This is a genomic window from Paenibacillus sp. MMO-177 (assembly GCF_037147795.1).
Taxonomy (GTDB): Bacteria; Bacillota; Bacilli; order Paenibacillales; family Paenibacillaceae; genus Pristimantibacillus.
Map to the genome: position 1 here is coordinate 72,177 of NZ_JBBCUR010000005.1, position 21,236 is coordinate 93,412.

The following is a 21,236-nucleotide window of genomic DNA, read 5'->3' on the forward strand; positions in this document are numbered from 1 at the left end:
AATAAATAGTACTTTACGTCCACGTTAAGGACTTAAGAAGGAGAGTTTTACATCCTTTAAAAACAAAAAAAGGCTTCCGAAAATCCGGAAGCCTTAATCTATTAGATCTTTTTATTCTCCTTAATTACCTGTTCAGTCAGACTTGCCAAAGCTGCTTCGTCTAATTTGTTATATCAGTCTTCTATTTCCGCCTTGCGGCTGTTAATGCGGCGGATCAGCTCGGGGTCAAATTTCGGCCGTCTATCGTACGTATACAAGCCGTTTACTTCCTGTTCCACGTCGTACAGCTGCGTGTAACAGAAGCCAAACATCTTCGGATGGTCCAGCAGCGTATCCGTCAGCCCCGCATAACGGACAAGGAACGCCTCTTCCGACACCGGACGGTCGCCGTAGCCCCACGACTTCTCGTCCTTCTGATCCGGGTTCCACCAGATCCCGCCGTATTCGCTGACGAAATAAGGCTGGCCTTCATACTGCTGCCGCTTGGGGAACGTATTATATACTTCGCCGCCATCCTTCATTGGCTCGTATCTCGCCCGGAACGTCTCCGGATTCTGGTCATAATCGTGAACGTCAAATATATCGGTAACGACATGGAAGTTGCCGCTCGTATCGATAACCGGACGCGTCGGGTCCATCCGCTTCGTCACCTCATAGACGATGCGGAGCACCTCGTTATTTTGCTTTGTCCCGTCCTTATCCCAAGTCTCGTTAAACGGACACCAGCCAATAAGCGCGGGATGGTTGAAATCGCGTTCCATTCCTTCCAGCCATTCCGGCAAAAAGCCGGCCAGCCCCTCCGATGTCGTAATGTCCAGTCCCCAGTTGGCATGCTCGCCCCATACGAGGTAACCAAACTTATCCGCCCAATAGAGGAAACGGGGCTCGAATATTTTCTCATGCAGCCTTGCGCCATTAAACCCAAGCCCCATCGAGATCTCGATATCCTTGCGGAGATCCTCGTCGCTTGGAGCCGTATAGACGCCATCCGGGTAAAAGCCCTGATCCAGCACAAGCCGCTGGAACACCGATTTGCCGTTAATGCGGAAAGCCATACCGTCCAGCTTCACCGAGCGAAGCCCGAAATAAGACTGGACCGTATCAATCGTCTGCCCATCCCGAATCAGACTCAGCTCGAGATCATACAGCTCGGGACTGCCCGGCTGCCAGAGGTGAACCTCCGTCAACGGCAAAGTCAGCTTCGCCGAAGGACCGGATACGGCAATCGCCGCTTCGCCAGCCGGCGCGCCTTCATACAAGGCTTTTACAGCCAGCTTGGTACCGGCCTTAACCCCGCTTCCGCCCAGTTGCAGCTCCAGATGCGCGCATGCATTGTCCGGATCCGGGACAAGCTTCATCTTTGCCAAATAAGTCTCCGGAACCCGCTCCAGCCAAACTGTCTGCCAGATGCCCGTTGTACGGGTATAGTCGCAGCCCGAGGAGTAATACCCTCCGCACTGCTTGCCCCGAGGCTGACGGCCCGAGCGTTGATCGTCTAACGCATAGACGGTAATCACGTTGCTCCCCGCCGAGACCGCAGACGTGATATCAAAGCTGAAGGAGGAATAACCGCCGCGGTGCTTGCCCACTGCCGTACCGTTCACCCATACCTCCGCCTCGTAATCCACTGCGCCAAAGTGAAGCAGAACTCGCCCGTCGTTTGTCCAATCATCCGGAAGATTAATCTCTTTTTTGTACCAGACCGCCGCCATAAAGTCCTTGTATTCCACGCCCGAGAGCTTGCTCTCCGGGCAGAACGGCACGGTAATCGTCCCGGACAGCTCAAGGCCCGGTTCCTGGAAGCCTCGCTCCTTGCCGCTTTTGCCATGGTCGATCTCGAACTGCCACTGCCCGTTCAGGTTGATCCAATCAGGCCGAACCCACTGAGGACGCGGATATTCGGGACGGGGAATCGTAAGTTTCATAGGTTAGCAAGCTCCTTTGCAATTAGCCTTTAATTGAACCGACATAAACGCCCTTAACAAAATATTTCTGCAGGAACGGATACACCATAAGAATCGGCAACGTGGAGAAGACGATCGTGCAATACTTCACCAATTCCCGGAAAGCGGTCGCGCTGGATGCGCTGTCGATCACAACGCCGCCGGAGCTGCCCTGAGTCGTAGCCGTGGAATCGTTCGCGACCAGGATTTCCTTGAGCAACAGCTGCAGCGGAAATTGATCCCTGTCCTTCAGCAGCACCATCGCGTTAAACCAGGAGTTCCAGTTGCCCACGAGATAATAGAGGAAAATAACGGCGAGCGTCGCCTTGGACAGCGGAAGAATAACGTTCACGAGCAGCTTCAGCTGGCTTGCGCCGTCAATAATCGCCGCTTCCTCTAGCTCGGTTGGAATCGACTGGAAGCCGGTACGGAGCACGATCATATTCCAAGTATTCAGCGCCGTAGGCAGAATCATTGCCCACAGATTGTTGTACAGGCCGATATCCTTCATTAATAAGAACCACGGTATCAAGCCGCCGCCAAAAAACATCGTCACGGTAATGATGATCATGATATATTTTTTGAAATACAAATCGCGTCTGGACAGCACGAAAGCGCCCATAATCGTCATGAGCATGTTCACCAGCGTTCCAAGCCCTACATACAAGATTGTATTCTTGTAGCCGACCAATAGACTGTTATCCTTAAAAATCAGCTTGTAGCCGTCAATCGTAAGGCCAAGCGGCTTTAGCAGAACGCCTTTATGCGCAACCAGTCTCGCCGGATCGCTGACGGAAGCGAAGACGATATGGACGATCGGATACAGGCAGCACAATGTTAAAACCGTAAGCAGGACATAGATCGTGACATCAAATGCTCTGCTGCTGATCGAATGATATTTCATCGTAAAAGCCTCCCCTTTCTACCATAAGCTCACTTCGGATTTGCGGCTTGCTATTTTGTTCGTTACCCACAGCAGGGCAAAGTTGACTAACGAGCTGATAAGGCCTACGGCCGTCGAATAGCTCAAGCTCGCTTCGCGCAAGCCTCTCCGGTAGACATAGGAAGCAATAACATCGGCTCTATCATAGGTAAGCGGATTGTAGAGAAGGATAATCTTCTCATAGCTGGATGCCATAATGCCGCCTACGGCAAAGATAAACAAAATGATAATAACCGGGCTGATCTGCGGCAGCGTAATATGCCACATTTTTTTCAGTCTGCCGATCCCGTCCATATCCGCCGCTTCGTACAGCGTCGAATCGATCGAGCTCATGGCAGCGAGATAGATAATGCTGGACCAGCCGATCGTCTGCCAGATATCGGAGAACGTGTAGATCGGCCTGAAAAATTGGGAATACCCGAGCAAAGAGGTATAATCCTTGCCTGTGATGAGCTGAAGCAGCTGGGTAATAACCCCTTCATCCGCCGTAAAAATATGAATCATCCCGCAGACGACAACAAGAGAGATAAAATGCGGCATGTAAGTGATCGTCTGGACCAGCTTCTTGAACTTGCCGTCGCGTATTTCGTTAAGCAATAACGCCAATATAATCGGAGCGGTAAAGCCAAAGGCAAGGCCCCATACGTTCAGAAGCAGCGTATTTTTGACGACCCGCCAGAAATACGGACCCTCGAAGAAATCGATAAAATGCTTCAAGCCTACCCAGTCGCTGTTCGAGAAGCCCAGCAAAGGCTTAAAGTCTTTGAACGCGATTAACAGTCCCCACATCGGCCCATAACAGAAAATAACAAACCATGCGACGACAGGTACCGCCAATAAATAGACAAACCAGTTTTTTCTAACGTCCTTTTTGATGATTTGACTCGTTCTCATTCATCCACCGCCTTATTTCCCAGGTAGGGCATCGCGGCCTGCGGAATTCGCAAACAGCCATGCCCGTTTATCTCCTGTATGAACCTGAACTTGATGTTACCGCGCGTTATACCGGTCAAGCGCAGCCTGATGGATGCTGAGGAACTCGTCGAGGCCCATCTTCTTCGCTTCGCTCAGGAATTTGTCGTACGCGTCCACCGGCAGCTGGCCCTTAATAATCTTGGCAAAATATTCATTGCGCAGCGTAGACAGCTGGTTGCCAAGCTCCGCCTCGCGGGAGGCCTCTTCCGTCGTGAACGTAATCGGAGGCATCGCTACGCTTGTGTCCATATTTTCCGTCCACGTTTTCCGGATGTCGCCCGAGTAACTGCCTTCTGCCACGATCAGCGGGTTGGAGTTATGCTCGTCGCGGATATCCGGCCAGGAGTGCATGCGGTATTTGACGAGAGTAGTCGCTACCGGTTGACCGTCCGGATCTTTGTAAATATAGCTGTCCGGCTGGAAGTAAGGCTTGCCCGTCTCGTCAACCAGATGCACCTTGCCGTATTCGCCGTAGTTCAGAATTTCCCAGCCCTTCTTGCTGTAAGCAAAATCAAGCCATCTCATCGCCGCTTCCACGTCGTCAGCCTGCGTTGTAATTGCAGCGGATCGGCCTGTTCTTTTGAAGTTCTTGTAAGTAGTAGCCGCCTTGTCGCCCGCGTTCAGAACCGGGTTCAGTGCGCCAACGAAGTCAATATTGTTCTGCTGCTTCCAGTAGCTCCACATCGTATCCGGGGAATCCATCATAACGGCTGTTTTAGCCGAAATGGCGCTTGCCATCCGCTGATTGAAGTCCGCCGTCGCCCAGTCTTTGTTCAGCAGTCCCTCTTTGTTCCATTGCTGCATCGTAGCGAGGTAATCCTTCGCTTTAGGCTGCGCAGGGCCCCATTGCACCTTGCCGTCGGTATCCATAAACGTCCAATCCCATACGCCGTAAGCACCGTTGATGATGCCGGTAAAAATCTGGCCGTAAGTGGAACCGTAGTTAAGCGGCTCGCTGTAGCCCACTTCCTTCGCTTTGGTCAGGAACGTATGCCATTCGTCTATCGTATTCGGCACTTCGAGCCCCGTCTTCTCAAGCGCTTCCTTCTTGATCAGCATGCCGAACCACATCCATTCGGAATAAGGAGCGATGCCGTAGAAGCCCAGCAGCTTGCCGCTGTCCGTTACCGTCGTTTTTCTTCTGGTCTCATCGGAGTTGCGCCATTCGCTGTAGTTCGGAGCGTATTTATCCATGTAATCCGTCAAATCCAGATAAGCGCCGTCTTTAACGCCCGCTTCAAGTCCTCCAGGGTAACGTTCCGGCTCGATAATAATGTCCGGCAGCTCGCCCGAAGACATCATCAGCGTAAACGCGTCCGCTTCCTGCCCAACCGGAGGCGTAATGAAATTCACCTTGATCCCGGTTAATTTCTCAACCTGCTTCTGTACGGCCTGGTTGTTCATATCCGGAATTTGGGAATCGGCCGGCAGCCATACGTCCAGCGTGACGTCCTTTTTATAAGGATAAGCGTCATAATGGCTTGGAATTTTCTCATCGTACAGGTCGCCGAGATAAGTATCGTTTAACGTGTTGTTGACTTCATCCATTTGCTCTTGGGTTGGGGTTTTATTGCCGCGGATCGTTGGGCTGATATCCGAGAAAGCCGTCGTCTCTGCCGGCGCCTGCGAGCTGTCGGTTGTTGCAGCCGGATCTGCGGACTCCTTCGGATCATTATTGTTGTTGCTGCAGGCCGCCAACGCGGAACCGGTTAGTACGGATACAAGCAGCAGGTTAAGCAAACGTTTTTTCATCGTACCCATGTTTTTATCCCCCTTAATGTCAACGTTTTCATTTTTAAATATTGGAACTAATCATGCTAATTGACAGCGAATCCCGTATCCGCAACTATTTTTCTTCGTTTTCATTCTCAGAAAAACTATTTAGTTACAGAAATGATGTATCAATTGGCAAAAAAAATAGTTCTTGCTTATTCCCCCGATGGCACATTCAAGGCAGACGCATCCCCGTAAGGCACTCCGAAATCAGGCGTTCCGTCCGAATGCCAGCCAAACTTCTGAATACGGGTCGCACGATGCTTGGTCTCTACTCCCGGCGCAGGCAGCGCATGGAAAACAATCCAGTCCTCCTGATCATCGGGCGACTTGGTAAAGCTATTATGTCCGGTCGCGTAGACCCCGTTCTCCGCGCTCTTCCGGAATACCGGCTGCATCGTTTTCGTCCAGGAATCCGCAATCATCGGATCTGCCGAATCGTCCATGGCCAGCATCCCAAGCGAATAATCCTCGGACCAGGTCGTGCTGGCGGAATAAATCAGAAACACTTTTCCGTTGCGCTTCAGCATGACGGGGCCCTCATTAATCGCCATGCCGCCTTGCTTCTCCCATTCCAGGGTTGGAGCCGTCAGCAGGGTTTGCTCTCCGGTCAAAGTCCAAGGATTCGTCATCTTCATGATGTAAATCGCCGAACCGTAATCCGGAAAGTGGCCATATCCGGCGTATAGGAAGTACAGCTGCTCCCTCATCTCAAGAACGGTTCCGTCCAGACCGGGTACGGGAGTTTGCAACGCTCCTTTCCAGACCCACTCGCCCTCAAGCGGATCTGACTGCTCATTCTCCAGAACGCAAATACGTCGGGTATCATCCCCTCCTCCATCATTAGCGGTGTAGTAGACGTACCATTTGTTATTCAGGAAGTGAATTTCCGGCGCCCACAGATTGCTGCTGTACGGGCCTCCGGGCTCAGGTGTCCATATGGTTTGTTTGCGTCCCCCCACAAGCCCGGTCAAACTGGCCGATTGCGTCAATTCCAGACGGCTCCCCCGCGTACACATAAAGTAGTAATAACCGTCCGTATGCTTATACACCCATGGATCGGCAGCGTTTGCAACAATAGGGTTGCGGAATGTTTCAGAATGTGTCATCTACTCTCTCCTTTTCTTGCTCCTTCATTACTCCTTGCACCTCCTATTATCTAGGAGACTCCCCCTAACGAACAATTGCGAAAGCGCTTTAATTTTTGCTCAAAAAACGGAATAGCCAAATCGGTTTCGACGGTCGAAAAAAGGCCGTCTCGACGAGACGGCTTCATAAGGATCGTTATTTTATGTTTTGCTTGCGCCATTCATACGGTGTCATGCCAACCGCCTTAACAAAGAAATCATAGAACCGGCTGGAAGAGGTGAAGCCTACTTCCGAGGAAATCGATTCAATGGCCTTGTCGGTCTGCCGCAGCAGCCGCTTGGCTTCTTCCATTCTCAGATTAATCATATATTGCTTAGGCGATACGCCAATGATTTCCGTAAACTTCTTCCGCAGATTGCTCTCCGATACAAAATGCTTGGAAGCAAGCTCATGAACCGTAAGCTGGCTGTAGAACCTCGCGTGAATCTCCTTCAGCACATCCTGAATAATCGTCTGATCATTTCTGCTTCCGGCGGCATGGGCGGATACAGCCTGATATCGCTGAAACAGGACAACCGCCGTCTCAAAAGCAATTCTCGTAATATTGAAGGAATCAATGTCGATCCGTTCCTTCTTCCACTCTTTCTCCAGCTGGTTAAAGCTGATTTCCGCCCACTCCGTATCTTCGGCATCAAGCTGAATGCATTGGATTCGATTACATTCGTATCCCGCATGAAACAAGTACCTCGATTGCAGCGGAATCCGTTCATGGTTGAAATGAACGGATACCCCTCTCCAGGGTTTCGTGCATACGAAGCCGTGATGCAGCCCGGGTGGGATCAAGACCAGGCTGCCTGCGCTTACCTTTATGTTTTGTTCCGGTGAGCTGTAATAGCCTTCTCCATCCAGAACCAAAGTCAATTCATCATAATCGTGAGAATGCGAGATAAAGAGACCGTCTCCCTCTTCCATATTAAAAGTGTGCGGCTTGAAACGGTCGATGCTGATAATAAAGCCTTCCTTGCCTTGCCCCATCTTCCATCCCCCTTTAGCATTTGCATGCTGTAGCTCCTATGCTCCATTAGGAAATTATAGCAATAATTTCAAGAGATGCTCAAGGACAAGGATTAGTAGGAGGTGGACAAATAACTATCCCTTCTTGCTATTATTCTTCCAGTGCCGGGATTTTGACAATTATGGTCGTTCCGCATCCCAACCTGCTAATGATGTCTACCACGCCGTAGCTTTCTCCAAACAGCAGCTTTATCCGGTTATTGATATTCGGCAGACCGATGCTTTTCCCGGACCCTCTGTCCGAATGCTCCGTTTTCAGCTTCTCTCTTAGGTGCCTAAGCTTGTCCTCATCCATTCCTCTTCCCGAATCCGTTATCGTGAAGCATATGTCTCCATCGGCATCGAAATGGCCGCTGACCTTAAGCTCTCCTTCGGCATCCACTCTCTCAAGCCCGTGGTAAACGGCATTTTCCACAATGGGCTGCAAAATCATCTTTGGTGTTTGCAGGTTCAATAGCTTCTCGTCTATCCGCACTTCCATTGCAAATTTGTTCTCATATCGAATAGAAATAATATTCAAATAGGCCTTAATGCATTCGATTTCCTCGCTGATCCGTACCAGCTCATCCTCTTTCACGCTGTATCGGAAAATCTTGGACATACAAGAGGTAATTTGGGCGATTTCCTTGCTGCCGTATTCAAGCCCGATGCCGCTGATGCAATTTAAAGTATTATAGAGGAAATGCGGATTGATTTGGCTTTGCAGAGCAGAAAATTCCGCCTGCTTCTTGCTTAGCTCCGATTCGTATAATCGTGCTTGCGTGCTAATAACATGGCTCGACATATTCTCCATTTTGTCAATCATCCGATTGATATCGTAAGCGAGCACCCCAACTTCATTCGTCGAACGGACCTTTACCCTGAAGCCCTCCCGCTTGCCGATTTTCCTCATATCCGCTACAAGGCCCATAACCGGCCGCGTTAAGTTGTTCAAGAAGAAATAGCCCAGAATAAAGAGACTCAGAATGATTCCTATTCCGGCTATAATGCTGTTATGTTTAATGGGGTTCATGTCCGCCGTCAATTCATGAACCGGAATAATACTGACAATGCTCCATCCGTCCGCTTGTTCCAGACCTTTCTCCTGGACGATAACCTTCTCCCCGTTAATCTCCGTTTTCACTCCGCTTATCAAGCTGTCCCGGTCCGCCGACAGGATATCCTCGAAAAAAACGCCGCGGAAGCCTGCCTGGTTGGAAGCTATAACTTCGTTGCTGCTGTTCAGAATATAAAGGGCGGAATGAGGCGTAAGCTCCGTGTTTTCGATCAGCTCCTGCAGCTTTCCGATATTGACCATAATGGAACAAAAGCCGGTTCTTTGGGAAAAATGAACGCCGCCTATGGATTCGATAATAGGTGCCACATAAAAGAAATATTTATTTCCGGATTTGCCGTCTTTCAACAAATCCGTAAACCTTCCTTCTTTTAAGGCTTCGCTGTCGTTTTTGTACTTATGGATAAACGCTTTATACTGATTCAGGAAAAAGATATCGCCGGTTATCGAATCGACGCTGTAAACCTTTCTGCCTTCATTATCATTAATTACAATGCCGCTTACATAGGAATTGAAGGATCTCATGTACTCCATGAGGTCGATGACGTAATTGCCGATATCGATATCTCTCGTGTAATCGTTATTCGCCGTCGTAAATTCCTGAATTTTTCTATTATCTACTGCAATATTCGTACTGATCTTTATATCGTTGAACACCGAATCGATCTTTTGCCGCGTTTGCTCAATGATTTTGTTGCCGTAGTTAGCTGCCCTTGTCTGGGTGAGATTATAAAAGCTGAAATAGAAATAAGCCTCCATAAAGGTAAAGATGATGACGGTAAACAACACGATAAGGAAGATCTGATGCTTAAGCTTCAGTCTGCTGATCTTCAAGCTGCCCACTCCGATACGTTAATTTAAAAATCAGCATTTTCTGTACTTTGCGGGGGTTATTCCGCATTGCTTCTTGAATACTTTATTGAAATAATAATAATCCGTAATTCCGACCTTTAATGCTACTTCCTCAACGGACATTTCCGTATGCTTCAACAGCTCGCAGGCTTTGTTTATCCTGAGTTCCGTGACATATTCCGAGAAGGTTTTCCCCAAATTTTTCTTGAACAGCTGGCAGCAATACACCTGATTAAGAAAAAACTTTGCGGATAAATCCTTTAAATACAGCTTGGCTGAATAGTGATTATCGATATACTTCACCATCTGGGTGAAATAGGAGCCGATATCGCCTTCACTTTCGCATTTACGGTTCAACTGCCTGATATAGAGAAGGACATCATACAGAAAACCGCATAAGGACTCAAAGTTCTCGAAGCGCTCCTTGAGCTCGGAATGATTGAGGAAGCTCAGCTCCATGTCTTTCAGCTCCTCGTAAAAGGAAGCCAATAATACCCCGACCACCTGATTCCATAAATAAACAACCTCCCCCATTCCGGCATTATTTTTGCTGAAATCGTTTTTGAGCCTCCCCATGGCAGCTTCCAAAGCTTCGAATTGTTTCTCCTGGATAATGACAGAAATGCTATCTATAAAAGGCTTGACTGTATTCAGCTTTTGCTCGTATTCGAATAAACCCTTTTCATCCTCATTCAAAAAAACCTTCGAGGCCGCCAGATCGGATTCCTTGATCAGCTTGGCAAGATCCTTGTATCGATTCGAGATGCTGCTTATTCCCGCAGCTTTGATGTCCGATCCCGACAAACCGGCCAAATCAAGCCCCTTCAAATCCGCCAATTGACCGCTTTTTAGTATATATAACGTTTTCCTTGATCCCAGTTCTATTTCCAAGGTATGCTCGACCGCAAACTTCTTCTTACCGCAGATTCGATCGCGATTCGAATAAAGAATAAGCGCGCGATAATAGTCTTGTTCCGATAAAGGATCAAAAAAAGGAGTTAAACGGCTCAATTCATGTTCGTCCGCCGACATTAACGCCTCCAGGATAAGGTTATTACGATGGCCTCTTTTATTGGCAAAATAGACGGCCAGCTTATTAATTAAGGATTCCGCCATCTCAATATCAATGGGCTTCAAGAAATAATCCAGCGCACCGTATCTTATTGCCTCTTGCGCATAGGCAAATTCGGCGAAACCGCTTACAACCACAAAGTCGGCATGCTTGCCCTTTTCTCTCGTCATCCTCATCAGCTCAAGCCCGGAAATTTCAGGCATTCTAATGTCCGTAACGATCAGGTCGGGACTTTCCTCGCATATAAATTCAAATGCTTTATGAACGCTTGTGAACTGACCGGTTATTTCAAATCCGTGTTTGCTCCAGTCAAAGGCATTCCTTATCCCTTTAATCGCCCATGGCTCATCATCTACAATAATGACACTATACATAAGTACCTCCCGATAGGTTCTTCTCGTCATAATCGCGGAAACTCGGTAACCAGGAACGAATCGCAGCCATTCTCTTTATATGGACAAAGGCCTATGGACCCTAAAGTCCATAGGCTTGTCAGCAAGCCAACCTATTATATCACTTCTTGTTTGCCTGCATCGCTTCGTAAATTTTCATATTTTCTTCCATAACAGCTTTGCCGCCTGCCGCCATATACTCATCCACAAGCTTGTCGTATAAGCTGTCGAAGTCCGAAGGCTTGCAAACAATCAGCTTATCGGTCATTTGTTTGTTCAAATCCCCAAGCGTCTTGCCGTACTTAATGTTGGCATCATTTGGCGTATCATAGAAGAAGCTGGTGTAACCGTCCGTCGTATTGATTTTGTAGGACTGCTCTGCCTTCTCTTCTAATCCGGCATAAGAAGCGGAAAGAGCTTTAATATTCTTCTCTTGATCGCCAAGCTCAACGCCGTTTACCACCAGGGTATAGTCGAGGTTTTGAGGGCTCATTTGCATATTGTCTCCGGTCTGCGCAATCACCTGCGGGATTCCGTTAACCGTTTTGTGGTTTACGCCTTCCTCCCCGTATTGCAGGAAAAATAACACGTCGGGGTTTGCCATCCAGTTCAAGTACTTAATCGCCAGCTCCGCATTTTTACTGGACTTCGGAATAAACACATTTAAGCCATTTTCGTTGTAAATCATTTTTTTGTATTTGCCCTCATCGTTTTTAAACGTATCGATCGGAATAAAGTTAGCATCAGGCACATTGGTTTTTAACGGCTCGCTTATATTTTGTCTAAACGCGTAATCCCAGTTAGCGCTGAAAAATCCGACTTTCCCGTTCGTCACGTCAGCGTCCGCCTGCTTTGCCGTTTTGTCCAGCGCAAAATCGGGACTGATCAATTTTTCATTGTACAGCTTGTTGAGGAATTTCAGCGATTCCTTGTTTCCGGGCTTTATCCAGTTCGGAGAGGTTACAAAGTCCTTCTCCGACTGTTCGCCCCAGAAGGATTCGGCCAAATTGCCGGTGCCGTAATTCATGCCGGTCGCCGCCAATCCCCAAGGAATAACGCCGTCGACGCCTCCGGGATTTTTGTCTCGGAATGCAACAAGAGTATTATATAATTCATCTCTGTTCGTCGGAACCGGCAGCCCTAATTTATCGAGCCAATCCTTCCGAATGAAACTGCCAATCCAAGCAAGCGATGTTCGTTTTGCGGGGATCGCCATCTGTTTTCCGTTATATTGCCCATAAGCGAGAACGTTCTCGCCCAGATAATTTTTCAGATCCTTGCCGTACTTCTCAAGCAATTCTTCCAAAGGCATAATACCGTTGATCTTGGCGTACCGGGATACGGTTGGGCTGTCGTAAGTAAAGGAAATATCAGGCGCCTCGCCCGCTGCCATCATGACGTTAAGCTTATCGATCTCCTGCGATCTCGGTACCGGAACGAATTTTACGACCGCATTGTTCGGCTTGCCGAAATGTTCGTTAATATATCTCGTCCAGGTGTTGTTGTTCAGATCCGGCTGGCCTTGTATTCCTCTGTCAAACACCTCTACCGTAAGCGTAACCGGCGAGCCTGAAGGGGCTTTCGTCTCCGTAGAAGAGGATTCCTCTTTATTATTGTTATCGCCGCCGCAGCCTGCCAATCCGCCGGCTAACAACGTAAGAACGGGCAGTAAAACCAACATTTTTTTGTTCATGTTTTCAACCTCGCCTTTTCCTATAATTTAATTGAAGCATTTCTTTACCCTTTAATTGCTCCAGTCATCACGCCATCTACAAAATATTTCTGAAGTTTAGGGTAGACCAGCAAAATCGGAACGGTAGCGAACATCACGCTGGCAGCCTTTAAGGATTCAGGTACGATAAAAGCACCCGTGCTGCCTTCGCCTTGCTGCGCATCCAGCTGTTGATTGGCGGTAATGATCTGATAAAGCTTTAATTGCATCGGATACAGGTTCTTGTCCGTGATATAAAACAGCGCATCCTGGAAGCCGTTCCATCTGTCAACCGCGTAAAAGAGACTTAAGGTTGCTATAGAAGGCATGGACAACGGAAGAACAACCTTAACTAGAATGCCCCATTCGTTGCAGCCGTCGATCGCTGCCGCTTCCTCCAAGCTTTCCGGAAGAGACGAGAAGAACGTTTTCAGTATGATCATATTAAAAACGCTTAACGCGCCAGGCAAGATCAGGCTGCTCATCGTGTTCATCATGTCCAGGTTTTTCACCAGGATATAGCTCGGAATAAGTCCTCCGCTGAAATACATCGTAAATACCATAGCGGTCAACAAGAAATTTCTGCCCATCAGTCTTTTCTTCGTAAGCGGATATGCGGCGCATATGGTCAAAAACATGCAGCATGCGGTAAACAATATCGTAAGTACAATCGTATAGCCTAGAGTATAAAGCATGTCGACATCGCTTAAGATCGTTTTATAGGTTTCGAGCGTAAATTCTACCGGCCAAAGGGAAACCTTCTGCGAAATAATCGCATTATTCGAGCTTAGCGAAAGCGCTATCATATATAAGAACGGAACGAGACAGGTTATTGAGACCGCCGTGATGAATAAAATAATGAGAATGTCTACGAAATTCGTTTTTGACTTGTTCAACCCACTCACGCCCTTTACCAAATTCCTTGCTCGCCGATTTTTTTGGAAATATAGTTAGCCGACACGAGGAAGATCAGCCCTACAACCGATTGGAATAAGCCGACAGCCGTTGCCTGGGAAAAATCGCCGGACCCGATCCCGATCCGATACACATAGGTACTGATAACATCAGAGTAGTCGCTGACAAGAGAATTTCCCATGACGAATGGCCGGTCGAACCCGATGGAAACCATTCTTCCGATCTGCAGAATGAGCAGGATAATGATGGTCGGCTTGATGCCCGGCAAGGTGATATGCCAAATTTTCCGCAGCCTGCTGCATCCGTCCATATCCGCCGCTTCGTACAAATCCTTGTTTATTCCGATAATCGCGGCCAAATATAGGATAGTCCCCCAACCGGCGCTCTGCCAGATCCCAACGGCCACATACATGATCAGCCAGTTTGTTTTGTCGGAGAGAAACTCGATTTTGCCAAGACCAAGGCCGGATAATATCGTATTGGCCATGCCGCCGGACGAGAACATCAGGTACACCATGCCCCCGATAATGACCCAGGACAAAAAATGCGGCAGGTACAGAACGGTTTGCATCAGTTTTTTGAATCGCGTAAACCTGAGCTCATTTAACAAAACCGCCAGTATGATGGGGGCCGGGAACCCTGCCGCCAAATCCAGAAGGTTCAAAATAAGCGTATTTGTCAAAGCGCGGTAGAAGCTGTCTTGCTGGAAGATAAATTGGAAGACGTCCAGCCCAACCCACTCGCTGCCGCTAATGCCCTGAAAAATGTTGTAATCCTGGAATGCCATCAATACGCCGTAGATCGGCGCATATCTGAATATCGCGATATACGCCATTGGCAGCAGCAAGAGGGCATACAACAAATAATCTCTTTTGAAGTTTTGAACGATTCGGTTTTTTTTCCTTATTTCGATGCGCTTGCTATCGCTGCCTAAAACCGCTTTCAATTTTATCAATCCCTCTTTCCGTATAAAGTGAGCTCATGTAAAAAATTATACTCGCTGGGATTTTTAATAAAATGTAATTTATTAAGTGAGGTTTTGTAATATATTAAAATAACAAAAAGCACGCCATGAAAAGGCGTGCTTTTACTCTGCGGTTATATTGTTGTTTTAGAGATTACTTAAATTGGCCTGCGTCGATGGCTTTTTGCTTCTCATCCAAGATTTCCTGATAACCGGCATTCAGATAAGTCTTCTTCGCTTCTTCGTAGACTTTGTCGAACTGGTCCTCCGGCGCGAGAGCTACCTTCACATACAGTTCTTGGAATAACGAGTTCAGATCGGCTTTGTACTCGTTTACTTTCTCGAGAACTACGCTGAACAGCGCATCCGGCGTGCGGAATTCCGCTAACTTCTCAAAATTATTGAGCACATCCTCAGCCAGGTACTCGTAGCCTGGAGGCGACCAGTTTTGCAAGTAAGCTTTGCGCGTTACAGCAGGATCCGTGTACTGGACAACTTCGCTGACGAGTGCGAAATAGTCTTTATTGTTGTTCTGGGACAGTACGGAATCCCCTTTGTAATCCGGATTCTTAACGGCAAGGCCGTCCGCATCCAGCGTATAGTTCTGACCTTCAACACCGTTCTGGAGGTAGAACAGGTTCTTCGGCTGGCTCATCCATTCGAGGTACAGCCATACAGCGGCACGTTCCTCATCCGTCGATTCATAGTTGATCCCCATAATCAAGCCGAATGGCCAGTATGCACGGCCTTGCGGCTTGTTGCCTTCCGGAACTCCAGCCGTACCCGGAAGCACCGCAAATTGCGCATCCGGATTGTTCTTCAGTGTAGCGGTCAGCACGTCGGTATTGCTGGCGAGATAGAAACCGTAAGTGCCTGTTTTGCCTGCAACGAATTCCGCTTTCGTCTTCGCGTCGTCATTGCGCAGATAGAATTCTTTGTCGATCAGCCCATGATTGTACTGGTAGTTCAGGTTTTTCAGGTATTTCTCTGTTTCCTTCGTAGTCAGGTCCGCTACGCCAAGATCGGAATAAAGCGCGCGGTATTTCGGATCAATCGGCCAGTCGCGGAAGGCATAGTTAAAGGTATAGTTGTTCTGCAAGAGGGATGCGCCGGCAACGCCAAGTCCAGCCGCCTTCCATTTCTCCAGCATTTCGTTATACTTCTCAAGGGAGGTCAAATCCTCCACTTTCATTCCAACCTTTTCCACCCAGTCTTTGCGGATCAGCGTGGTAAAGTTATCGGCTGGCGGACGCTGTGCGAAGAAGAATACGTTTTTGCCGTCCACGACACCGTATTGCTTGATGGTCTCGCTCATATTTTTCCAGTAAGTAGGCGCGTAGTTGGCGATTTCATCGTAGTTCAGCTCCTGCATGACATCCTCGCCGTAGTAGGCAAGCGCTTGCGGCATATCGTAGTGAAAAATAATATCGGGAGCTTTGTGAGAAGCAAGCAGCTGCTCATAGTCCGTTACTTCGCTGTTTCTTGTGATCGGTATGAATTTGACGTCGATATTGTACTTATCGCCGAATTCCTTTTGAATCCAGCGCGTATAGTAGTTATCCGATACATTCCAGCCTTCGAAAGCGCGTTCATAAACCGGAATCTGAAGAGTAACTTTCTCCGGGAAGCCTTTCGAATAATCCGGATACTTGCCTGCCGGGCTTTCGCTTGGCGTATTGCTAGCCGTGTCGCTTGCGGAAGGAGAAGGTTCGGTAGAGCTCTTTGTATTCGAATTGTTGTTATTGGTGCAGCCAGACAAAATGCTGAATACCACAAACAAAGCCATAAACATGGATACCATATTTTTTTTGCTCATTGCTTGTTCCCCCAATCATTCATTTTCGTATTCGAGGTTATTCCTTCACGGCCCCAAGCATAACGCCTTGGACAAAATACTTCTGGATAAACGGGTACACGCAAATAATGGGAAGAGTCGCGAATACAACGCAGGATGCTTTCAGGACTTCGGGATTGCTGAGCGATACCTGAGTCGCTTCCAGCTGGAAGCTTTCGCTCGCTTGAATAACCAGGTAATACAGCTTCAGCTGCAGTGGCCGCATATCCACGTTTTGCTTGATGTAAAACAATGCGTCTTGGTACGTATTCCAGCGCCCAACCGCATAAAAGAGGGATAAGGTTGCAATGATTGGTTTGGACAGCGGCAGCACAATGCTGACAAGAATCCGGAAATGTCCGGCCCCGTCAATCCTTGCCGATTCTTCCAGACTGTCCGGTATGCTGCTCGACAGCGCCGTCTTCATGATCAGCAGGTTAAAGGCGCTGAAGGCCGGCGGCAGGATAATCGACCACATGGTATCCAGCAGCCCCAGGTTGTTAACGAGCAAATATTCGGGAATGATACCGCCGCTGAAGTACAGGGTGAAGATAAAGATAAACGTCAGCACGGTACGTCCCTTTAGTTGCTTGCGGGATAACGGATATGCGGCGCATATGGTTATAATCATTCCAATAATCGTGAACAGCACCGTTACCAGAACCGATACATACAAGGAACGCAAAATACTATGATCCGCGAAAATTTTCTTGTAGGCCTCGAATGTAAAACCCTCCGGCCAGATGAAAACTTTATTTGCGATAACAAATGCGTCTTCGCTTAAAGATTTGGATACGACATGCAGAAACGGCAGCAAACAGGCCAGCGAGGCAATGATGATAAAGAGGTGAATAAGCACATCCCAAATATCAAACCGCCTTCTGCGATGAACAGCAATCGTGCTGTTAGTTGCTTTCATGGTCACCTCTCCTATAAAGAATTGCCACGTGTCTTTGGTTTGGTGGAAATTGTTGCTTCGTAAGCATTAACTCTATAAAATTCCGTCCTCGCCAAGCTTCTTCGCAATCCGGTCCGCAGCAAGCACAAGCACAAGTCCGATGACAGCTTGGAATAATCCAAGCGCCGTTGCCCGGCTGAAGTTGCCGCTCTCAATCCCCCAACGGTACACCAATACGGGAATCGTAACCGTGTATTCCGTCGTAGCCTTGTTTTGCAGAGCAAATACGCGTTCGAACGAGCCTTCCATTACTTTGCCAAGATTCATGATGAGCAAAGTAACAATCGTCACGCGAATCGATGGCAGCGTCACGTTCCATACCTTCCTCCAGCGCCCCGCGCCGTCCACGATGGCTGCTTCGTACATTTCCGGGTTGATGCTGCTGATTGAGGCAAGGTAGATGATCGTTCCCCAGCCCATGCTCTGCCAGACGCCAATCGCCAGATAACTGACCAGCCAGTTGGTATCGTCCTGCAGGAACGGAATCCGGTCCCCGCCCATCATGGCAATGAGATTATTGATCGCGCCGTTACTCTCGCTAAGCAGCTGATAAGCAATCGCTCCGATAATAATCCAGGATAGAAAATGCGGCAGGTACAAGAGCGTCTGGTTCACCCGTTTAAACCTTACGCCTCTTACTTCGTTCAGCAGCAAGGCCAGCACAATCGGCATCGTAAAGCTGAACAACAGGTCAAGACTGTTAAGCAGGAGCGTATTGCGAACGGCGCGGCCAAAGTCATGCTTGGCGAAAATCTCCTGGAACACTTGGAAGCCTACCCAGTCGCTGCCCCAGAACCCTTTGGCAATCTTATAGTTTTTAAAGGCAAGAATGAGGCCTGACATCGGTGCATACTTGAAGGTCAGTACAAAAGCCAGCGGAATCATTAACAATGCGTAGAGCTGCCAATCCCGCCGAAAATAATACGTCATTCCGCGTCTGTTTAATCCGAGATTTTTTAAAGCGGTTTCATTTTGTTGTGAAGCGCTTTCGATTTTCACATTCTCACCCCCTCAGCTTTTAGCTCCCCCCGGCCCTTGTGCTCGCTTCAGACATCGTCCGCGGCTGACCTCATCATACCCCCGATTTTTCCAAGCGGTAAATCTTGAGTATTGATTCTCCCTGTCATTTTTGATTGCGAAGGCCTCATTTCTGCTTATTGAGCGCGGTTTTTGATCAAATCTGATAGGCATGAGCAAAAATAAAAGCTGTCCTGCAGGCGGCATGACAGCTCTCATTCTATTTCGCTTACGATGTCTTGGATCTCGACGTCTTATAGCTGCTTGGCGGCATCCCTTCATACTTGCGGAAGAACCGGTTAAAGCTTTGCACGTTATAGTAGCCTACTTCGGAAGCAATTTGTGTGATCGTCATTTTGGATTCGATAAGCAGCTGCTTTGCTTTTTCGATTCGCAATTGATTCATGTAATCAATGAGGCTTTTGCCGGTTAATTCATACACGATCTTCCGCATATAGGAATAGCTGATGCCAATCTCCTTCGCCATCTCCTCGAACACAATTTCCCTGCGGAAATGTTCCTCCAGATAACGAACAATTCGTTCGCCGTAATTCGCTTCTCCCGTACTCCGGTTCAGATGCTGAACAATTTCGGTAAAAAAATCGCGAAGATAGTTCTGCAGCTCGTCAAGCGTGTCGTTAGAAGCAATCGCCGAATAAATATTTCCCCCTCCGGAGAAAATCCGCGAGGTGCTGATGTTATTTTCCCGCAGGTGACGAATGGTAACGCCAATCAGCTGGTTGTAGATAAACAGGATATTGTCATAGGAAACGTGGGTATCGGAATGAATATCGGCCCGGATATTCTCCAGCTCGTTCAGAATGCTGTCCAGATCGGCACGTTCCAGGAAATTCACGATACGCCGCTCGCTGTTTGTCGGGTACATATATTTCTTGCCGCGGTCATCATCCGGCTTCCAATAAAAAATGCAGCCGCTCCCTTTGATCATGCGTTGTTTGATGGCATCCGTTGCCTCCGCAACCCGCTCGGGGATCGACTCGCTGATTTCGGTCTGGCCGCTGACCCCGGTCGTTACCGAATGCCCAAGCAGATCAAGCGCCGTATCCCGGATTTGAACAAGCGTTTCTTTTATTCCTTGAAGCCCGTTCTCCATCTCTTCCCGTCCGTAGTTGATCACAATTACGAAGCAGCCGTCGCCTTGATATATCCCGCGGGCATACAAGCCTTCCGGGAACAAGCTCTCGCATTTCGAGAGCAGAAGATAACGGTGGAAGCTGCGGGTCTCCGGGTTGTTCTTGCTGACGTATCTTCTGTACCGGTCGATGGAGACAACCGCAACGGTGTAATAAGGAGCAGGGAATATCTCCGTGATCTGTTTCTTTACTTCGCCGCGCAGCAACTGATGAATCGATAAGCTTCGGGTATCCTGCTCCCGCTCCTGAAGCAGCGAATGCAAGCCTTCCTCCTCTTCCTGCATCCGCCTGAACGCCGACTCCAGGAAGGCCAGCTCGTTTTTGTTCGTGCCGCCTAGATTACTGCGCTCGCGCATAGCCCGGACAAGCTTCCGGACCGGCAGGGATAACCAGCTGGCAAGCAATACGGCAAGAATTGTGCCTGCGATGATGATGATCCCCGTAATAAAAATAATGCTCTTCTGCAGGTTATACGTCTTCTTCATTAACTGATCCATGGAATAAATATTAACGTTCCACCAGCCGAGCTGCTCCGAGCGGGACCACGTATACAGCAGCCGTTCGCCGTTTAATACATGGTAGGCATAGCCTTCCCTTGTGCCGTTACTAAAGATTTGCTTGATAAAAGGCTGCTTATTGCCGTCCGTCAGCAGCAAAGACTTGTCATTATGCGAAATAATCGTGCCGTCGGATTTTAGAAGCATAAAGCCTTCCGAACCCGGCTCGGAGGATTTCAAATAGCCGGCAATCTGGCTCTCCTTCAAATTCACGACAATCGTTCCCCGCGTAGTCGTTGACAGGCGGTTTAACGGCAAAACATAAGATACAACCTGCAAGCCCGATTGCAACTGGCGGGGGTACCAGACGCCGCCGATTCCTCTCCGGCCGGCAAGCGCGTTCTCCATCCAATCTACCGGTTCGTAACGGTCCAGCGTTGTAATTCCCCGGTCGGTCGAGACTACGTAATCCGCTTCATCAAGCAGGAAATAGGTAGAGTATACGCCATCCACGCGGTGGTTCAGACTCGCCAGCTCATTTAGTATTCTTAGCGCGCTGGACACATCGCTATAGTCCGAATTCAGCGCCGAATATGTCTTGAAGCTGCGGATCCGGTCAAATATATTCGTGCCGGCCAGCTGGACCGCATCCTGCGCCAGATTGCTCAGCGCGTTCTCGTTAAGCTCCCTGTTCGCGATGAGCCCTTCAAGCGAGGTTTCCGCAATCGCGCCTTCCGAATAACCCACGATTTGCGTGCCGCTGTACCAGGTCAGAATGGCAGTCGGAATAGCCATGACACAGATCAGAATCAGCATCAGCTGAAGCATCATGGGAAATCGTTTCATCCGCCCGTCCTCCTATCGTTTCTAGTATTAGCCATGGAGTCCCTCTAAGCTGGATTTTTGTAAGCGCTTTAAATTTGTTATAAAAAAACACCGGCCAACTATCAATCTTGGATAATTATACACTATACAGAAGTTCTGGGTCTATTTCCCTATTTGGATTTTTACTATAAAAA

15 protein-coding genes are annotated in these 21,236 nt (G+C 48.4%); all 15 read right to left on the reverse strand.

Features of this window, described 5'->3' with window-relative positions; all coding sequences use genetic code 11:
- Positions 1 to 173 precede the first annotated feature (173 nt).
- The 15 genes from WFK81_RS18560 to WFK81_RS18630 all read right to left on the reverse strand — a co-directional run bounded on the left by WFK81_RS18560 (position 174) and on the right by WFK81_RS18630 (position 21,063).
- The gene (locus WFK81_RS18560) at positions 174 to 1,925 is read right to left on the reverse strand and encodes a glycoside hydrolase family 2 protein (RefSeq protein ID WP_336787884.1); all 1,752 of its coding nucleotides are present in this window, start codon (positions 1,923 to 1,925) and stop codon (positions 174 to 176) included.
- A 22-nt stretch (positions 1,926 to 1,947) separates the two neighbouring features.
- Complete coding sequence (locus WFK81_RS18565; protein ID WP_336787885.1) at positions 1,948 to 2,847, reverse strand: carbohydrate ABC transporter permease; 900 nt, start codon at positions 2,845 to 2,847, stop codon at positions 1,948 to 1,950.
- Between the two features lie 18 nt (positions 2,848 to 2,865).
- On the reverse strand, positions 2,866 to 3,780 hold the full coding sequence (locus WFK81_RS18570; protein WP_336787886.1) for an ABC transporter permease: 915 nt from the start codon (positions 3,778 to 3,780) through the stop codon (positions 2,866 to 2,868).
- 96 nt (positions 3,781 to 3,876) lie between these two features.
- Positions 3,877 to 5,622, reverse strand: coding sequence for an ABC transporter substrate-binding protein (locus tag WFK81_RS18575; protein ID WP_336787887.1), 1,746 nt, complete (start codon positions 5,620 to 5,622; stop codon positions 3,877 to 3,879).
- A gap of 167 nt (positions 5,623 to 5,789) precedes the next feature.
- A complete protein-coding gene (locus tag WFK81_RS18580) occupies positions 5,790 to 6,743 on the reverse strand; it encodes a glycoside hydrolase family 43 protein (RefSeq protein WP_336787888.1) in 954 nt (317 codons plus the stop codon).
- A gap of 175 nt (positions 6,744 to 6,918) precedes the next feature.
- Positions 6,919 to 7,758, reverse strand: coding sequence for a helix-turn-helix transcriptional regulator (locus tag WFK81_RS18585; RefSeq protein WP_336787889.1), 840 nt, complete (start codon positions 7,756 to 7,758; stop codon positions 6,919 to 6,921).
- A gap of 130 nt (positions 7,759 to 7,888) precedes the next feature.
- The gene (locus tag WFK81_RS18590) at positions 7,889 to 9,685 is read right to left on the reverse strand and encodes a cache domain-containing sensor histidine kinase (protein WP_336787890.1); all 1,797 of its coding nucleotides are present in this window, start codon (positions 9,683 to 9,685) and stop codon (positions 7,889 to 7,891) included.
- Positions 9,686 to 9,715: 30 nt separating this feature from the next.
- Positions 9,716 to 11,149 (reverse strand): response regulator transcription factor, encoded by a 1,434-nt coding sequence (locus WFK81_RS18595; RefSeq protein WP_336787891.1) that lies wholly within the window; start codon positions 11,147 to 11,149, stop codon positions 9,716 to 9,718.
- Between the two features lie 139 nt (positions 11,150 to 11,288).
- Positions 11,289 to 12,860, reverse strand: coding sequence for an extracellular solute-binding protein (locus WFK81_RS18600; protein WP_336787892.1), 1,572 nt, complete (start codon positions 12,858 to 12,860; stop codon positions 11,289 to 11,291).
- Between the two features lie 44 nt (positions 12,861 to 12,904).
- Complete coding sequence (locus WFK81_RS18605) at positions 12,905 to 13,774, reverse strand: carbohydrate ABC transporter permease (RefSeq protein WP_336787893.1); 870 nt, start codon at positions 13,772 to 13,774, stop codon at positions 12,905 to 12,907.
- A 14-nt stretch (positions 13,775 to 13,788) separates the two neighbouring features.
- A complete protein-coding gene (locus WFK81_RS18610) occupies positions 13,789 to 14,739 on the reverse strand; it encodes an ABC transporter permease (protein ID WP_336787894.1) in 951 nt (316 codons plus the stop codon).
- Positions 14,740 to 14,911: 172 nt separating this feature from the next.
- Positions 14,912 to 16,573 (reverse strand): ABC transporter substrate-binding protein, encoded by a 1,662-nt coding sequence (locus tag WFK81_RS18615; RefSeq protein WP_336787895.1) that lies wholly within the window; start codon positions 16,571 to 16,573, stop codon positions 14,912 to 14,914.
- Positions 16,574 to 16,610: 37 nt separating this feature from the next.
- Positions 16,611 to 17,510 (reverse strand): carbohydrate ABC transporter permease, encoded by a 900-nt coding sequence (locus WFK81_RS18620; protein WP_336787896.1) that lies wholly within the window; start codon positions 17,508 to 17,510, stop codon positions 16,611 to 16,613.
- A gap of 72 nt (positions 17,511 to 17,582) precedes the next feature.
- Positions 17,583 to 18,548, reverse strand: coding sequence for an ABC transporter permease (locus tag WFK81_RS18625; protein WP_336787897.1), 966 nt, complete (start codon positions 18,546 to 18,548; stop codon positions 17,583 to 17,585).
- A 247-nt stretch (positions 18,549 to 18,795) separates the two neighbouring features.
- Positions 18,796 to 21,063 carry an AraC family transcriptional regulator gene (locus WFK81_RS18630; protein WP_336787898.1) on the reverse strand — a complete coding sequence of 756 codons (2,268 nt, stop codon included), beginning with the start codon at positions 21,061 to 21,063 and terminating at the stop codon, positions 18,796 to 18,798.
- Between the last annotated feature and the right edge of the window lie 173 nt (positions 21,064 to 21,236).

Coding starts and splice junctions, on each gene's coding strand:
- WFK81_RS18560 (WP_336787884.1), bottom strand. CDS start 1,925: ATGAAACTTACGATTCCCCGTCCCGAATATCCGCGTCCTCAGTGGGTT.
- WFK81_RS18565 (WP_336787885.1), bottom strand. CDS start 2,847: ATGAAATATCATTCGATCAGCAGCAGAGCATTTGATGTCACGATCTAT.
- WFK81_RS18570 (WP_336787886.1), bottom strand. CDS start 3,780: ATGAGAACGAGTCAAATCATCAAAAAGGACGTTAGAAAAAACTGGTTT.
- WFK81_RS18575 (WP_336787887.1), bottom strand. CDS start 5,622: ATGGGTACGATGAAAAAACGTTTGCTTAACCTGCTGCTTGTATCCGTA.
- WFK81_RS18580 (WP_336787888.1), bottom strand. CDS start 6,743: ATGACACATTCTGAAACATTCCGCAACCCTATTGTTGCAAACGCTGCC.
- WFK81_RS18585 (WP_336787889.1), bottom strand. CDS start 7,758: ATGGGGCAAGGCAAGGAAGGCTTTATTATCAGCATCGACCGTTTCAAG.
- WFK81_RS18595 (WP_336787891.1), bottom strand. CDS start 11,149: ATGTATAGTGTCATTATTGTAGATGATGAGCCATGGGCGATTAAAGGG.
- WFK81_RS18600 (WP_336787892.1), bottom strand. CDS start 12,860: ATGAACAAAAAAATGTTGGTTTTACTGCCCGTTCTTACGTTGTTAGCC.
- WFK81_RS18615 (WP_336787895.1), bottom strand. CDS start 16,573: ATGAGCAAAAAAAATATGGTATCCATGTTTATGGCTTTGTTTGTGGTA.
- WFK81_RS18620 (WP_336787896.1), bottom strand. CDS start 17,510: ATGAAAGCAACTAACAGCACGATTGCTGTTCATCGCAGAAGGCGGTTT.
- WFK81_RS18630 (WP_336787898.1), bottom strand. CDS start 21,063: ATGAAACGATTTCCCATGATGCTTCAGCTGATGCTGATTCTGATCTGT.